The organism is Streptomyces sp. MB09-02B (genome assembly GCF_033794485.1).
GTDB lineage: Bacteria > Actinomycetota > Actinomycetes > Streptomycetales > Streptomycetaceae > Streptomyces.
Genome location: NZ_JARGEE010000025.1, coordinates 1 through 16,280, shown reverse-complemented (window position 1 = coordinate 16,280; position 16,280 = coordinate 1). Strand labels below are relative to the sequence as shown.

Genomic DNA, 16,280 nt, shown 5'->3' with positions numbered 1-16,280 from the left:
CTCGTCGCCCTTTACGGGTGGCGGGGGCGACTTTTACGTCCAGTGAACGGTCCGCGCGCGAGGGTGTACGGCACAATGACCCTGCCCCAGCGGCCCCTTCGACGCTATGGAATCGACGGAATCGACGTGATGAGCAAGACGACAGTCAGGGACGTCTCGACCACCGACCGGGAACACACCGAGGCCCCGCGCACGGCGGGCGGAAGCCGGGCCTTCGCGATCCTGCTGCTGATCACCGGTGCGGCCGGACTGCTCGCCTCCTGGGTCATCACGCTCGACAAGTTCAAGCTGCTCGAAGACCCGAACTTCACCCCCGGGTGCAGCCTCAACCCGGTCGTCTCCTGCGGCAACATCATGAAGAGCGACCAGGCCTCCGTCTTCGGGTTCCCCAACCCGATGCTCGGCCTCGTCGCGTACGGCATGGTCATCTGCGTCGGCATGAGCCTGCTGGCCCGGGCCACCTTCCCCCGCTGGTACTGGCTCACCTTCAACGCGGGCACCCTCTTCGGGGTCGGCTTCGTGACCTGGCTCCAGTACCAGTCGCTCTACACCATCAACTCGCTCTGCCTGTGGTGCTGCCTCGCCTGGGTCGCCACCATCCTGATGTTCTGGTACGTCACGTCCTCCAACATCCGCAACGGCTTCCTGCCCGCGCCGAGCTGGCTGAAGAACTTCTTCGGCGAGTTCACCTGGGTCCTGCCCGTGATGCACATCGGCATCATCGGCATGCTGATCCTGACCCGCTGGTGGGACTTCTGGACCAGCTGACGGGTTCCCCGTCGAGCGACAGGGCGGCTCCGGCGGGGACTGTCAGTGGGGTGACATAGGGTTTTCGGTGTGGAGCCCGATCTGTTCACCGCCGCCGCCGAAGAACGCCAGGAGAAGGACCCGGCCGCCAGCCCCCTGGCCGTACGGATGCGTCCGCGCACCCTGGACGAGGTCGTGGGCCAGCAGCACCTGCTGAAGCCCGGCTCGCCGCTGCGCAGACTGGTCGGAGAGTCCGGCGGCGGCCCCGCCGGCCCCTCCTCGGTGATCCTCTGGGGCCCGCCCGGCACCGGCAAGACGACCCTGGCGTACGTCGTCTCCAAGGCCACCAACAAGCGGTTCGTGGAGCTCTCCGCGATCACCGCCGGGGTCAAGGAGGTCCGCGCGGTCATCGAGGGCGCCCGCCGCGCCACCGGCGGTTTCGGCAAGGAGACCGTTCTCTTCCTCGACGAGATCCACCGCTTCAGCAAGGCCCAGCAGGACTCCCTCCTCCCGGCCGTCGAGAACCGCTGGGTCACCCTGATCGCGGCGACCACGGAGAACCCGTACTTCTCGGTGATCTCCCCGCTCCTGTCCCGCTCCCTCCTCCTCACCCTCGAACCGCTCACCGACGACGACCTCAGCGGCCTGCTGAAACGCGCGCTGGGTGACGAGCGCGGGCTCAAGGACGCGCTCACCCTGCCCGAGGACACCGAGGCGCACCTCCTGCGGATCGCCGGCGGCGACGCCCGCCGCGCCTTGACCGCCCTGGAGGCCGCGGCCGGCGCCGCCCTCGACAAGGGGGAGCGGGAGATCGCGCTCCAGACGCTGGAAGAGACCGTCGACCGCGCCGCCGTGAAGTACGACCGCGACGGCGACCAGCACTACGACGTGGCCAGCGCACTGATCAAGTCGATCCGAGGTTCGGACGTGGACGCCGCGCTGCACTACCTGGCTCGGATGATCGAGGCCGGTGAGGACCCCCGGTTCATCGCCCGCCGCCTGATGATCTCCGCCAGCGAGGACATCGGCCTCGCCGACCCGAACGCCCTGCCCATAGCCGTGGCGGCCGCCCAGGCCGTCGCCATGATCGGCTTCCCCGAGGCTGCGCTCACCCTCAGCCACGCCACCATCGCCCTCGCCCTGGCCCCGAAGTCGAACTCCGCGACGACGGCCATCGGCGCCGCCATGGAGGACGTGCGCAAGGGACACGCGGGACCCGTGCCGGCGCACCTGCGAGACGGGCACTACAAGGGCGCGGCCAAGCTCGGTCACGCGCAGGGGTACGTCTACCCGCACGACCTGCCCGAAGGGATCGCGGCCCAGCAGTACGCCCCGGAGGAGCTCAGGGACCGGGAGTACTACACCCCCACCCGGCACGGCGCCGAGGCCCGGTACGCCGACGCGGTGGAGTGGACCCGTCAGCACCTCGGTCGTAAGCGGTCCTGAGCAGCCTGTAGACTCAGCCGAAGTGCTGTGTCCCGTGCAGTCAGAACGGGACGGTCAGCCGGAACTCCTCAGGGGGTTCCAGGAGCGTCGCGCACCGTTCGAATGGTGTCGCGGGCAGCCCACCACCATCCGTCGTACGGCGGGACCGGTCGGTGGGCCACTCGCGTGCTGCACGTATGTGCCCAGACCAGGGGAGCGGCTGCCCATCGGGTCCCTCACGGATCCGGCGGGTTTCCCCGGCTGCGGATGCGACCTCCCTCAACCCTGACAAGCCGAACACCCAGAAATGAGAGATCGTGGCGAACCAGTCCCGCCCCAAGGTCAAGAAGTCGCGTGCCCTCGGCATCGCGCTGACCCCGAAGGCCGTCAAGTACTTCGAGGCCCGCCCCTACCCGCCGGGTGAGCACGGCCGCGGCCGCAAGCAGAACTCGGACTACAAGGTCCGTCTGCTCGAGAAGCAGCGTCTGCGCGCGCAGTACGACGTGTCCGAGCGCCAGCTCGTCCGCGCCTACGAGCGTGCCTCCAAGGTCCAGGGCAAGACCGGTGAGGCCCTGATCATCGAGCTCGAGCGCCGTCTCGACGCGCTGGTCCTGCGTTCGGGCATCGCCCGCACGATCTACCAGGCCCGCCAGATGGTCGTCCACGGCCACATCGAGGTCAACGGCCACAAGGTCGACAAGCCGTCCTTCCGCGTCAAGCCGGACGACGTCGTCATGGTCCGTGAGCGCAGCCGTCAGAAGCCGCTGTTCGAGGTCGCCCGCGAGGGTGGCTTCGCCGCCGACGGTGAGACCCCGCGCTACCTCCAGGTGAACCTGAAGGCCCTGGCCTTCCGCCTGGACCGCGACCCGAACCGCAAGGAGATCCCGGTCATCTGCGACGAGCAGCTCGTCGTCGAGTACTACGCCCGTTGATCCTCTTTCGACGGACGTAGGACACACGCACCGAGCGTCAGCCCGTCGTTCCCCCGCCTTCCGAGGCGGGCGGGACGGCGGGCTGACGCCTTGGTGCGGTAGGCATTAATGCGGTTCTGAGCGATCGCCCCGGCGCGATAGGCTCGGGACACGACTTTTCGACGTTCAGGCATGTTCCAGGGAGCGGGTGCAGACAGTGTCCGGTGGAGAGGTGGCCGGGATCCTGGTGGCCGTCTTCTGGGCGATCCTGGTCTCCTTCCTCGCCGTCGCGCTGGCGAGGCTGGCCCAGACGCTCAAGGCGACCACCAAGCTCGTCGCGGACGTGACCGACCAGGCCGTCCCCCTCCTCGCCGACGCGTCCACCGCCGTCCGCTCCGCGCAGACCCAGATCGAGCGGGTCGACGCCATCGCGTCCGACGTCCAGGAGGTCACGTCGAACGCCTCGGCGCTCTCCACGACCGTCGCGTCCACCTTCGGCGGCCCCCTCGTGAAGGTCGCCGCCTTCGGCTACGGCGTACGCCGGGCCATGGGCGGCCGCCGGGAGGGCGAGTCCGCCGAGGAACAGCGTCGTACCGTGATCGTGGGACGCACCGTTCCGGGCACGCGCCGGAGCAGGCGTGACACCCGTGGAAAGAAGGACTGACCGAGCGATGTTCCGCCGTACGTTCTGGTTCACCACAGGGGTCGCCGCCGGAGTGTGGGCCACCACCAAGGTCAACCGCAAACTGAAGCAGCTCACGCCCGAGCACCTCGCGACCCAGGCAGCGCACAAGGCGGTCGAGGCGGGCCACAGGATCAAGGACCGGGCCGTCCACTTCGCGCTCGACGTCCGCGACAACATGGCCCAGCGGGAGGCCGAGTTGGGCGAGGCGCTCGGCATCGAGGCCAATCCCGACACGTACCCGGAGCTTCCGGCCCCGCGGCGCGTCGTGGCCATCGAGAACAGCAACACCTCGAAGTACAGCAGGAATCCGAGGTACGCCGACAACTCGCCGTACCCGTACAACCGGAATGAGGACCACTGATGGAGTCGGCCGAGATTCGTCGCCGCTGGTTGAGCTTCTTCGAGGAGCGCGGTCACACCGTTGTCCCTTCGGCGTCGCTCATCGCGGACGACCCGACTCTGCTCCTGGTCAACGCGGGCATGGTCCCCTTCAAGCCGTACTTCCTCGGTGAGGTCAAGCCCTCCTTCGACCGCGCCACCAGCGTGCAGAAGTGCGTCCGTACGCCGGACATCGAAGAGGTCGGCAAGACCACCCGGCACGGCACGTTCTTCCAGATGTGCGGCAACTTCTCCTTCGGCGACTACTTCAAGGAGGGCGCCATCCAGCACGCCTGGGAGCTGCTCACCAGCCCCCAGGACAAGGGTGGTTACGGCCTGGAGCCCGAGAAGCTCTGGATCACCGTCTACAAGGACGACGACGAGGCCGAGCGCATCTGGCACGAGCAGGTCGGCGTGCCCAAGGAGCGCATCCAGCGCCTCGGCAAGAAGGACAACTACTGGTCCATGGGCGTCCCCGGCCCGTGCGGCCCGTGTTCCGAGATCAACTACGACCGCGGCCCGGAGTTCGGCGTCGAGGGCGGCCCGGCCGTCAACGACGAGCGGTACGTGGAGATCTGGAACCTGGTCTTCATGCAGTACGAGCGCGGCGAGGGCACCTCCAAGGAGGACTTCGAGATCCTCGGCGAGCTGCCCAGCAAGAACATCGACACCGGCCTCGGCCTGGAGCGCCTCGCCATGATTCTGCAGGGCGTGCAGAACATGTACGAGATCGACACCTCCATGGCCGTCATCGACAAGGCCACCGAGCTGACCGGCGTCCGCTACGGCGACGCCCACGCGTCCGACGTCTCCCTGCGCGTGGTCACCGACCACATCCGCACCGCCGTGATGCTCATCGGCGACGGCGTCACCCCGGGCAACGAGGGCCGTGGCTACGTCCTGCGCCGCATCATGCGCCGCGCCATCCGCAACATGCGCCTGCTCGGTGCCACCGGCCCGGTCGTCAAGGACCTCATCGACGTCGTCATCGGCATGATGGGCCAGCAGTACCCCGAGCTGATCACCGACCGCGAGCGCATCGAGAAGGTCGCCCTCGCCGAGGAGAACGCCTTCCTCAAGACGCTGAAGGCCGGCACGAGCATCCTCGACACGGCCATCACCGACACCAAGACCGCCGGTGGCAAGCAGTTGCCCGGCGACAAGGCGTTCCTGCTCCACGACACCTGGGGCTTCCCGATCGACCTCACCCTGGAGATGGCCGCCGAACAGGGCCTCTCCGTGGACGAGGACGGCTTCCGCCGCCTGATGAAGGAGCAGCGGGACAAGGCCAAGGCCGACGCCCGTTCCAAGAAGACCGGCCACGCCGACCTCGGCGCCTACCGTGAGATCGCCGACACCGCCGGGGAGACCGAGTTCATCGGCTACTCGGACACCGAGGGCGAGTCCACAGTCGTCGGCATCCTCGTCGACGGTCTCTCCTCGCCCGCCGCCACCGAGGGCGACGAGGTCGAGATCGTCCTCGACCGCACCCCGTTCTACGCCGAGGGCGGCGGTCAGATCGGCGACACCGGCCGGATCAAGGTCGACTCCGGTGCCGTCATCGAGATCCGCGACTGCCAGAAGCCGGTCCCGGGCGTCTACGTCCACAAGGGCGTCGTCCAGGTCGGCGAGGTCACCGTCGGCGCCAAGGCCCAGGCCTCGATCGACGGCCGCCGCCGTACGGCCATCGCCCGCGCCCACTCGGCCACCCACCTCACCCACCAGGCCCTGCGCGACGCCCTCGGCCCGACGGCCGCCCAGGCCGGTTCCGAGAACCAGCCCGGCCGCTTCCGCTTCGACTTCGGCTCCCCGTCCGCCGTTCCGACGGCCGTGATGACCGACGTCGAGCAGAAGATCAACGAGGTGCTCTCCCGCGACCTGGACGTCCACGCGGAGATCCTGAGCCTCGACGAGGCCAAGAAGCAGGGCGCCATCGCCGAGTTCGGCGAGAAGTACGGCGAGCGCGTCCGCGTCGTCACCATCGGCGACTTCTCCAAGGAACTGTGCGGCGGCACGCACGTCCACAACACATCGCAGCTCGGCCTGGTGAAGCTCCTCGGCGAGTCCTCGATCGGCTCCGGCGTGCGCCGTATCGAAGCCCTCGTCGGCGTCGACGCCTACAACTTCCTCGCCCGTGAGCACACGGTCGTCGCCCAGCTCCAGGAGCTGATCAAGGGCCGCCCGGAGGAGCTTCCGGAGAAGGTCTCCGCAATGCTCGGCAAGCTGAAGGACGCCGAGAAGGAGATCGAGAAGTTCCGCGCGGAGAAGGTGCTCCAGGCCGCCGGTGGTCTCGTCGAGTCCGCCAAGGACGTTTCCGGCGTCGCTCTCGTGACCGGTCAGGTCCCGGACGGCACCACCGCCGACGACCTCCGCAAGCTCGTCCTCGACGTGCGCGGACGCATCCAGGGCGGCCGGGCCGTCGTGGTCGCCCTGTTCACCGTCGTGAACGGCAAGCCGCTCACCGTCATCGCCACCAACGAGGCCGCCCGCGAGCGCGGCCTGAAGGCCGGCGACCTGGTCCGTACGGCCGCCAAGACCCTCGGCGGCGGCGGTGGCGGCAAGCCGGACGTCGCCCAGGGCGGCGGCCAGAACGCGGCCGCCGTGGGCGAGGCCGTGGACGCGGTCGAGCGCCTGGTCGCCGAGACGGCCAAGTGAGCACCACGGATCACACGAGCGAAGGCGACGGTCCGGCCATGCGCCGTGGCCGTCGCCTCGCGATCGACGTCGGGGACGCCCGGATCGGTGTCGCCTCCTGCGACCCCGACGGGATCCTCGCCACCCCGGTCGAGACGGTTCCCGGACGCGATGTCCCGGCGGCTCAGCGTCGATTGAGACAACTGGTCGACGAATACGTACCTATCGAAGTAATCGTCGGTCTGCCACGCTCTCTGAAAGGCGGAGAGGGGCCGGCCGCCGTCAAGGTGCGAGGTTTCGCCCAGGAGTTGGCTCGCATGATCGCGCCCGTTCCGGTCAGACTCATCGACGAGAGAATGACCACGGTGACGGCCGGTCAAGGCCTGCGTGCCTCAGGGGTGAAATCCAAAAAGGGCAGGTCGGTCATCGACCAGGCAGCGGCCGTGATCATCCTGCAACAGGCGTTGGAATCCGAACGGATGTCAGGCAAAGCTCCGGGCGAGGGCGTCGAAGTGGTCATCTGATCGCGATACGGTAACGTTCCGCGCGATGTGGTGGCCTTCGAACAGCCACCGCACAAAAAGAGGCGGGGACGACAGCCGAGCCACAGGCCCCGCGTGACCGCCGCCTCGCGGCTCTAGGGGATCGATGACTGAGTATGGCCGGGGCCCAGGCTCCGAACCGTGGCATCCGGACGACCCGTTGTACGGGGACGGCGGATGGGACGGACAGCAGGCCCAGGCGGGCCAGCAGTCCGCGTACGGCGGCCAGCCGCAGCAGCACTACCCGGAGCAGCAGCAGTACCAGCAGCAGTACGACAACGGAAACGGCAACGGCACCTGGGGCAACGGCCATCATGACGCCTACGCCCAGCAGCAGTACCAGCAGGAGTACGGCGACCCGGGGCAGCAGTACGCCGGCCAGCAGCAGCCCCAGCACCACCAGCCCCAGCCTCAGCACCACCAGCCCCAGCACCACCAGCAGTACCCCGGACCTGGTCAGCAGCAGTACGACCAGGTCAACGGCGGCTGGAACAACGGAACACACCAGCACCAGCAGGGCACTTACGCCGGCGACCCGAACGACCCCTACGGGGGACAGCAGCAGGCGATGGCCTACGGGGGCGGTGGCCAGCAGGACTTCTACGGGACGCCCGACGCGTATCCGCCGCCGGAGCCGCCCGCCCGCCGCCGCGCGGACACCACGCCCGCTCCGGAGCCCGAGGCCGAGAAGCCGCAGGCCGCCGAACGGACCGACTGGGACCCCGGGCCGGACCAGGGCGAGCACGCGTTCTTCGCGGGTAGCGCCGATGACGACGATGACGACGAGTCGGAGGGGCGTGGCGGCCGGGGCGACCGGAAGGGCCGCGGCGGCAAGTCCAAGAAACCGGGCAAGGGCGGCAAGAAGCGCCGCAGCGGGTGCGCCTGCCTGGTGGTCGTCATGGTCCTCGGCGGCGGCTTCGCCGGTGTGAGTTATTTCGGGTACCAGTTCTTCCAGAGTCGTTTTGGCGAGGCTCCCGACTATTCGGGCAACGGCACGAACGACACCGTGACGATCACGGTCGCCAAGGGTGAGTTCGGGTCGGACATCGGGCAGAAATTGAAAACGGCCGGGGTCGTCAAGAGCGTGGACGCCTTCACGGCCGCGCTGGCGAAGAATCCCGGGAAGGACATTCAGGCCGGTGTTTATCTCCTCAAGAAGGAGATGTCCGCTGCAAGCGCTATCGCCTTGATGCTGGATCCGAAGAGCCAGAACAACTTCACTGTGCGTGAAGGTGAGCGGAACAGTGCAATCTATGTCTTGATCGACAAGGAACTCGGCCTCAAGAAGGGCACCACCGCCGACGTCGCCGAGAAGAAGTGGAACTCACTCGGCCTGCCCGAGTGGGCGAACGACAACGACGAGATCAAGGATCCGCTGGAAGGATTCCTCTACCCGTCCACCTATCCGGTCGCCAATGACATGAAGCCCGAGGCGGTCCTGAAGGAAATGATCGATCTCGCGAAGGCGAAGTACGAGCAGTTCGATCTGACGGGCAAGGCGAAGGGTCTGAAGCTCGAAAGTCCGCTTCAGGTGCTCACCGTCGCGAGCCTGGTGCAGGCCGAGGGAAACAACAGCAAGGACTACAAGAAGATCGCGCGGGTCGTCTACAACCGCCTTGAGCCCAACAATGCGGAGACGGCTGGGCTGCTCGACTTCGACTCGACGGTCAATTACCTGCGCGGTGAATCCAAGCTGGCCACCGGCTCAGTCGACTCGCTGCGGCGGATCGATGACCCGTACAACACGTACAAGGTGTATGGGTTGCCGCCCGGGCCGATCGGCAACCCCGGCGACGAGGCGATCGAGGGAGCCCTCAAGCCGACCAAGGGCGACTGGTACTACTTCGTGTCGATCAGCAAGGACGAGACGCTGTTCGCCGTCACCAACGAAGAGCACAACAAGAACCGCCGGAAGTACCAGGAAGCGCAGAACGCACAATGAGCCGCACCGCCAGCAAGAACCGCGCCGCCGTGCTCGGTTCGCCCATCGCCCACTCGCTCTCCCCGGTGCTGCACCGGGCCGCGTACGCCGAACTCGGGCTCACCGACTGGTCGTACGACCGATTCGAGGTCGACGAGGAGGCTCTGCCCGGCTTCGTCGAGCAGCTCGGGCCGGAGTGGGCGGGCCTCTCGCTGACCATGCCGCTCAAGCGGGCGGTCATCCCGTTGCTGGACGAGATCAGCGAGACGGCGACCTCCGTCGAGGCCGTCAACACGCTGGTGTTCACCGAGGACGGACGTCGCGTCGGCGACAACACCGACATCCCCGGGATGGTCGCGGCCCTGCGGGAGCGCGGCATCGAGCAGGTGGAGTCGGCGGCCATCCTCGGCGCGGGCGCCACGGCGTCCTCCGCGCTCGCCGCGCTCGCCCGGATCTGTACCGGTGAGGTCGTGGCGTACGTCCGGAGCGAGGCGCGGGCCGCCGAGATGCGGCAGTGGGGCGAGCGGCTGGAAGTCGAGGTACGTACGGCGGACTGGGCGGAGGCCGAGCGCGGCCTGAGCGCTCCCCTTGTCATCGCCACGACACCGGCCGGGGCGACGGACGCGCTGTCCGGTGTGGTGCCGGAGCGGCCGACGACGCTGTTCGACGTGCTGTACCACCCGTGGCCGACGGAACTCGCCGCGCGCTGGTCGGCATACGGCGGTGCCGTCGTCAGCGGGCTCGATCTGCTCGTCCACCAGGCGGTGCTGCAGGTCGAGCAGATGACCGGGTGCAAGACGGCGCCGGTGGCGGCGATGCGGACGGCGGGGGAGCGGGCGCTGGCCGAGCGCGGCTGAGGGAGGGGCGAGCAGCCCGCGTGTCACCCCGCGTGTGCTGATGCTGTGAAGCCCTTGTACCGAGGGGTAACCAGCGGCGATCATCACCGGGCGGCCCGGCGACGCAGGCGGGGCGTTGAACGGAGCCCACATGTCACGTCACTCCCGGCGCAGGTTTCTCACGTATCTGGTGGCCGCGCCCACGCTCGCGGTCGCCACCAAGATCGGCCTGGACGTCTACGAGCCCGGCAGCGCGGAGGCGGCGATCCCCACACTGCCCGCGCCGGCGGATCTGGTGGACCTCGGTGATCTGCTGATCCTGGCCGGGACGCCGACGGCGCACATGCTGGTGCTGAGCGTCGACGAGGAGGGCGTGGCCCATTTCCGGCTGCCGCGCGAGGAGGTCGGGCAGGGGCTCACGACTGCCGTGGCGATGCTGGTGGCGGAGGAGCTGGACACCCCGCTCGACCGGGTCAGGATCCAACTGGACGACGCGCGGCCGGAGTTGCTGTTCAACCAGCTCACCGGCAGCTCCAACTCCATCCGCTCGCTCTACGATCCGGTCCGGCACACGGCAGCCGCCGCACGGGCCCGCCTGGTTCGTGCCGCCGCAAAGCAATGGGGGCTTTCAGCACGTGAGTTGACGATGCGTCAGGGCGTCGTCGTCGCGCCGGACGGACGTACCGCCTCCTACGGCTCGCTCTCGGCGGCCGCCGCATCCCTCGACCTCGGCTACCTCACCGTCACGCCGAAGAAGGAGTCGGAGCACACCCTCGTCGGCACCCCCACCTCACGCATCGATGCCCGTGCCCTGGTCACGGGCAAGCAGGCCTACACGCTCGACCTCGACGTGCCGGGGGCCAAGCCCTGCATGGTGCGCAGGCCGCCGACGATCAACGGCACGGTGAAGGCGGTGAACAACGAGGCCGCCGTACGGGCCATGCCCGGCGTGCTCGACGTGGTGACCATCGACACGGGCGTCGCCGTCGTCGCGGAAACGTTCGGGCAGGCCCTCGACGGCAAGGAGGCGCTGGACGTCACCTGGGGGCCGGGCAGCGTCGACGCGCTCTCGGACGACGGCATCAGGGCGAAGCTGAAGGCGGCCACGCCCTCGCTGGACGTCCTCGGGCTGCTGGTGAAGAAGGTGGAGGGCGCGTTCGACTTCGCGTTCGCCAGCCATGCGCCGCTGGAGACGAACTCGGCCGTGGCGGACGTGCGGGCAGACCGTGCCGAGATCTGGTCCGGGCTGAAGTCGCCGATCGTCGCCCAGGCCGCCATCGCCAAGGCCGTCGGGCTCCCCGTGTCCAAGGTCGACGTGCACGTCGTGCAGTCCGGCGGCTCCTTCGGGCGGCGGCTCTTCTACGACGCGGCACTGGAGGCCGCCGTCGTGTCGAAGAAGAGCGGGCGGCCGGTACGGCTGATGTGGTCCCGTATCGACGACATGCGGCACGGGCGGATGCGGCCCGCCACCCACCACCGGGTCCGGGCCACCTACGCGGCCGGGCAGGTGCTCACCTTCACCCACCAGGTGGCGGCGGTGGAGACCGACTTCCGCCACGGGCTCGGCGACGCGATCACCGCCGCCGCGGCGAGCCTGCCGTCCGGCATCGGGAACGCGACCTTCGCCCAGACCCTGTTCCTGACCACGGTGAAATCCCCGTACAACTTCGGGGTCACCGCACAGACGCTCACCGAGGTGCCGATCAGGATGCACACCGGGTCGTGGCGCTCGGTGTACTCGGCCAACACCCGCGGGGCCGAGGAGATCATCGTCGACGAGCTGGCGGCGAAGCTGGGCAAGGACCCCGTCGCCTTCCGGCGGGAGTTCCTCAAGACCGCGCGGCAGCGGGCCGTGCTCGACAAAGTCGCGGCGGAGGGGAACTGGGGGCGGATCCTCCCCGACGGCTGGGCCCAGGGCGTCGCCTTCCACGACGAGTACAAGGCCTGCACGGCCTGCCTGGTCGAGATCGACGCGACCGATCCGAAGAAGCCCCGCGTGACCAAGGCCGTCATCGCCGCCGACGTGGGCCGCGTGATCAACCCGCGCGGCCTGGAGGCCCAGCTGCTCGGCGGGCTCACGGACGCCATCTCCACCACCTTGCGGGCCGGGCTCCACATCGACGAGGGCCTGCCGCTGGAAGGCAGCTACTCCCAGTTCCACTACGCCCGCCAGAAGGACTCCCCGAAGGACGTCAGGATCTTCGTCATCGAGGGGGCCGACGAACCCGGCGGCGCGGGCGAACTGGGCGTCCCGGCGGCCGTCGGCGCCGTCGCCAACGCCTACGCGCGGGCCACCGGCACCAAGCCGCGCAGCTTCCCCCTCAACTTCGACGTGGACTTCACGCCCTTCCCCCGCTGAGCCCACCGCACAGTCCAGGAGCACATCGATGCCCTCCCACACCTTCACCGTGAACGGCGAGACCGTCACCGTCGACGCCCCCGACGACCTGCCCCTGCTGTGGGCACTGCGCGATCTGCTGGGCGTGCGCGGCCCGAAGTACGGCTGCGGGATCGACGTCTGCAAGGCCTGCACCAGCCACCTCGACGGCGAGGCCGTCCGGCCCTGCGTGGTGCCGGTCGCCGAGGCGGCGGGCCGCGAGGTCACCACCATCGAGGGCCTGGCCGACGGCGACGAGCTGCACCCCGTCCAGGAGGCCTGGCTGGAGCAGGACGTCGCCCAGTGCGGTTACTGCCAGCCCGGGCAGATCATGGCCGCCGTCGCCCTGCTCAAGCGGACCAGCGACCCCACCGACGCCGACATCGACGAGATCGCCAACGTCTGCCGCTGCGGCACGTACTTCCGCATCCGCGAGGCGATCAAGAGCGCGGCGGCGAAGATGCGCTGACCCGGCGCGGTGCTCCGTCCCGCGCGCCTGGCCCGTCCGTCTGCTGGACCTGTGACCGGCTGCCGCCCCGGACGTGGGAGGATCGGAGGTGGCGGGCCGGGGCCGCGCACCCGGTAGCCGTCGCCGTACGCGAGGACGCGCGTACACGCAGGCAGGACGCAGTACCGGGCGCGAGCACTGGAGGAGCACCGTTGAGCAGGTTGCGCTGGCTGACCGCGGGGGAGTCCCACGGTCCCGCACTTGTCGCGACGCTGGAGGGCCTTCCCGCCGGCGTGCCGATCACCACGGAGATGGTGGCGGACCACCTGGCCCGGCGGCGCCTGGGCTATGGACGCGGTGCCCGGATGAAGTTCGAGCGCGACGAGGTCACCTTCCTCGGCGGTGTGCGGCACGGCCTCACCATGGGCTCCCCGGTGGCGATCATGGTCGGGAACACCGAGTGGCCGAAGTGGGAGCAGGTCATGGCGGCCGACCCGGTCGACCCGGAGATCCTCGCCGGGCTCGCCCGCAACGCGCCGCTGACCCGCCCCCGGCCCGGTCACGCCGACCTGGCCGGCATGCAGAAGTACGGCTTCGACGAGGCCCGTCCGGTCCTGGAGCGGGCCTCTGCCCGGGAGACCGCCGCCCGGGTCGCCCTCGGCGCCGTCGCCCGGTCGTACCTGAAGGAGACGGCCGGCGTCGAGATCGTCAGCCACGTCGTCGAGCTGGCCGCCGCGAAGGCCCCGCAGGGGGTGTACCCGACCCCGGCCGACGTGGACAAGCTGGACGCCGACCCGGTGCGCTGCCTGGACGCCGACGCGTCGAAGACGATGGTCGCGGAGATCGACCAGGCCCACAAGGACGGCGACACCCTCGGCGGCGTCGTCGAGATCCTGGCGTACGGCGTGCCCGTGGGCCTCGGCTCGCACGTCCACTGGGACCGCAAGCTGGACGCCCGACTCGCCGGCGCGCTGATGGGCATCCAGGCCATCAAGGGCGTCGAGGTCGGTGACGGCTTCGAACTGGCGCGGGTGCCGGGCTCCAAGGCGCACGACGAGATCGTGAACACCCCCGAGGGTATCCGCCGGGTCTCCGGCCGCTCCGGCGGCACCGAGGGCGGGCTCAGCACCGGCGAGCTGCTGCGGGTCCGTGCGGCGATGAAGCCGATCGCGACCGTGCCGCGCGCCCTGCAGACCGTCGACGTGACCACGGGCGAGGCCACGCAGGCCCACCACCAGCGCTCCGACGTCTCCGCCGTGCCGGCGGCCGGTATCGTCGCCGAGGCGATGGTGGCCCTGGTGCTGGCCGACGCGGTGGCCGAGAAGTTCGGCGGCGACAGCGTCACCGAGACGGCCCGCAACGTCCGCTCCTACCTCGACCACCTCGCGATCCGGTGAGCCCGGTGCCTCTGGTTGTCCTCGTCGGCCCCATGGGCGTCGGCAAGTCCACCGTCGGACAGCTGCTCGCCGAGCGGCTCGGCGTCGCCTACCGCGACACCGACGACGACATCGTGGCCGAGCAGGGCCGCGAGATCGCGGAGATCTTCGTCGACGAGGGCGAGCCCGCCTTCCGTGCCATCGAGAAAAAGGCCGTGCACACGGCGCTCGCGACCCACGACGGGGTCCTCGCCCTCGGCGGCGGTGCGATCCTCGACGCCGACACCCGGGCCCTGCTCGTGGGGCAGCGGGTCGTGTACCTCTCGATGGACGTCGAGGAGGCCGTCAAGCGCACCGGCCTCAACGCCGCCCGCCCCCTGCTGGCCGTCAATCCCCGCAAGCAGTGGCGGGAGTTGATGGACGCCCGGCGCAACCTCTACGAGGAGGTCGCCACGGCCGTCGTCGCCACCGACGGCCGCACGCCCGAGGAAGTCACCCGGGCTGCCCTGGACGCACTGGAGTTGAAGGACGCATGAGCGAGACAGTGACCCGTATCCAGGTCGGCGGTACGGCGGGCACCGAGCCGTACGAGGTTCTGGTGGGGCGTCAACTCCTCGGCGAACTCGGCGGGTTGATCGGCAACCGCGTCAAGCGCGTCGCGGTGATCCACCCGGAGGCGCTGGAGGGCACCGGCGAGGCCCTGCGCGCCGACCTGGCGGAGCAGGGCTTCGAGGCGGTCGCCATCCAGGTGCCGAACGCGGAGGAGGCCAAGACCGCCGAGGTCGCCGCGTACTGCTGGAAGGCGCTCGGCCAGTCCGGCTTCACCCGCACCGATGTCATCGTCGGTGTCGGCGGCGGCGCCACCACCGACCTGGCCGGCTTCGTGGCGGCGACCTGGCTGCGCGGGGTCCGCTGGATCGCCATCCCCACCACCGTGCTGGCCATGGTGGACGCGGCCGTCGGCGGCAAGACCGGAATCAACACGGCCGAGGGCAAGAACCTGGTGGGCTCGTTCCACCCGCCGGCCGGGGTGCTGTGCGACCTGGCCGCGCTCGACTCGCTGCCGGTCAACGACTACGTCTCCGGACTCGCCGAGATCATCAAGGCCGGCTTCATCGCCGACCCGGTGATCCTGGACCTGGTCGAGGCCGACCCGCAGGCCGCCCGCACGCCTGCCGGGCGGCACACCTCGGAGCTGATCGAGCGGTCGATCCGGGTCAAGGCCGAGGTCGTCTCCGGCGACCTCAAGGAGTCCGGCCGCCGCGAGATCCTCAACTACGGGCACACGCTGGCCCACGCCATCGAGAAGAACGAGCGCTACCAGTGGCGGCACGGCGCGGCCGTGTCCGTGGGCATGCACTTCGCGGCCGAACTGGGCCGTCTGGCGGGCCGGTTGGACGACGCCACCGCGGACCGTCATCGCACGGTCCTCGAGTCGGTCGGGCTGCCGCTGCACTACCGCTACGACCAGTGGCCCCGGCTGCTGGAGACGATGAAGGTCGACAAGAAGTCCCGGGGCGACCTGCTGCGCTTCATCGTCCTGGACGGTCTGGCCAAGCCCACCGTCCTGGAGGGTCCCGACCCGGCGATCCTGCTCGCCGCCTACGGCGAAGTGGGCCAGTAACACCCGCTCGGGCACCACTTGCCCGATTCGCCTTGTGTCCCTGGCCACTTGGGCACTTCGGGCTGCCCCCGGCCGTTCACCAAACGGCGGCCGGGGACGGTACCGTTCGGTAAGGGCGGGGTCGTGAGGTCCCGCTCGCCAGTGTCGATGTGACTGTACGAGACGGAGTGGCACCGGATGCAGCACGCAGTGGGAGCTCCGCTGCCGCCGCCCCATCGGCCGGGGCAGGACCCGGCGGCCCCGTGGTCGCCGACCGCGAACCACCAGGGACACCCGGCACCCCCTCATCCGGGAGCGCCGGGCGCGAACCCACCGGGTCACCACCCCGGTGCGGGCCAACCGATCCCCCCGGGCACGCATCCGGGCCCCGTACCGC

At 69.6% G+C, this 16,280-nt stretch carries 14 protein-coding genes; all 14 read left to right on the top strand.

Annotated elements, in window-relative coordinates:
* The first annotated feature begins 129 nt into the window (after positions 1-129).
* The 14 genes from P1P70_RS06215 to aroB all read left to right on the top strand — a co-directional run bounded on the left by P1P70_RS06215 (position 130) and on the right by aroB (position 15,904).
* Complete coding sequence (locus P1P70_RS06215; protein WP_319235243.1) at positions 130-768, top strand: vitamin K epoxide reductase family protein; 639 nt, start codon at positions 130-132, stop codon at positions 766-768.
* A 69-nt stretch (positions 769-837) separates the two neighbouring features.
* Entirely contained in the window at positions 838-2,193 is a 1,356-nt protein-coding gene (locus tag P1P70_RS06210; protein WP_319235241.1) for a replication-associated recombination protein A, read from the top strand.
* A gap of 296 nt (positions 2,194-2,489) precedes the next feature.
* The gene (gene rpsD / locus P1P70_RS06205; protein WP_033532580.1) at positions 2,490-3,104 is read left to right on the top strand and encodes a 30S ribosomal protein S4; all 615 of its coding nucleotides are present in this window, start codon (positions 2,490-2,492) and stop codon (positions 3,102-3,104) included.
* Between the two features lie 196 nt (positions 3,105-3,300).
* Positions 3,301-3,747 (top strand): DUF948 domain-containing protein, encoded by a 447-nt coding sequence (locus tag P1P70_RS06200; RefSeq protein ID WP_319235278.1) that lies wholly within the window; start codon positions 3,301-3,303, stop codon positions 3,745-3,747.
* A gap of 7 nt (positions 3,748-3,754) precedes the next feature.
* Entirely contained in the window at positions 3,755-4,129 is a 375-nt protein-coding gene (locus P1P70_RS06195; protein WP_319235238.1) for a hypothetical protein, read from the top strand.
* Positions 4,129-6,801, top strand: coding sequence for an alanine--tRNA ligase (alaS, locus tag P1P70_RS06190; protein ID WP_319235236.1), 2,673 nt, complete (start codon positions 4,129-4,131; stop codon positions 6,799-6,801). Before P1P70_RS06195 ends, alaS begins: the two co-directional genes overlap by 1 nt.
* Before the next feature lie 38 nt (positions 6,802-6,839).
* On the top strand, positions 6,840-7,304 hold the full coding sequence (ruvX, locus tag P1P70_RS06185; protein WP_093789435.1) for a Holliday junction resolvase RuvX: 465 nt from the start codon (positions 6,840-6,842) through the stop codon (positions 7,302-7,304).
* Positions 7,305-7,428: 124 nt separating this feature from the next.
* Positions 7,429-9,264, top strand: a complete 1,836-nt coding sequence (gene mltG, locus P1P70_RS06180) for an endolytic transglycosylase MltG (protein ID WP_319235234.1) — start codon at positions 7,429-7,431, stop codon at positions 9,262-9,264.
* The gene (locus tag P1P70_RS06175; RefSeq protein WP_319235233.1) at positions 9,261-10,100 is read left to right on the top strand and encodes a shikimate dehydrogenase; all 840 of its coding nucleotides are present in this window, start codon (positions 9,261-9,263) and stop codon (positions 10,098-10,100) included. The genes mltG and P1P70_RS06175 overlap by 4 nt, the downstream gene beginning before the upstream one ends.
* A gap of 130 nt (positions 10,101-10,230) precedes the next feature.
* Entirely contained in the window at positions 10,231-12,438 is a 2,208-nt protein-coding gene (locus tag P1P70_RS06170) for a xanthine dehydrogenase family protein molybdopterin-binding subunit (protein ID WP_319235231.1), read from the top strand.
* A gap of 28 nt (positions 12,439-12,466) precedes the next feature.
* Positions 12,467-12,925, top strand: coding sequence for a (2Fe-2S)-binding protein (locus P1P70_RS06165; RefSeq protein WP_045557240.1), 459 nt, complete (start codon positions 12,467-12,469; stop codon positions 12,923-12,925).
* A 191-nt stretch (positions 12,926-13,116) separates the two neighbouring features.
* Positions 13,117-14,301 (top strand): chorismate synthase, encoded by a 1,185-nt coding sequence (aroC, locus tag P1P70_RS06160; protein ID WP_319235230.1) that lies wholly within the window; start codon positions 13,117-13,119, stop codon positions 14,299-14,301.
* A 32-nt stretch (positions 14,302-14,333) separates the two neighbouring features.
* Entirely contained in the window at positions 14,334-14,816 is a 483-nt protein-coding gene (locus P1P70_RS06155) for a shikimate kinase (protein WP_319235276.1), read from the top strand.
* Positions 14,813-15,904, top strand: a complete 1,092-nt coding sequence (gene aroB / locus P1P70_RS06150; protein WP_319235228.1) for a 3-dehydroquinate synthase — start codon at positions 14,813-14,815, stop codon at positions 15,902-15,904. Before P1P70_RS06155 ends, aroB begins: the two co-directional genes overlap by 4 nt.
* Positions 15,905-16,280 lie beyond the last annotated feature (376 nt).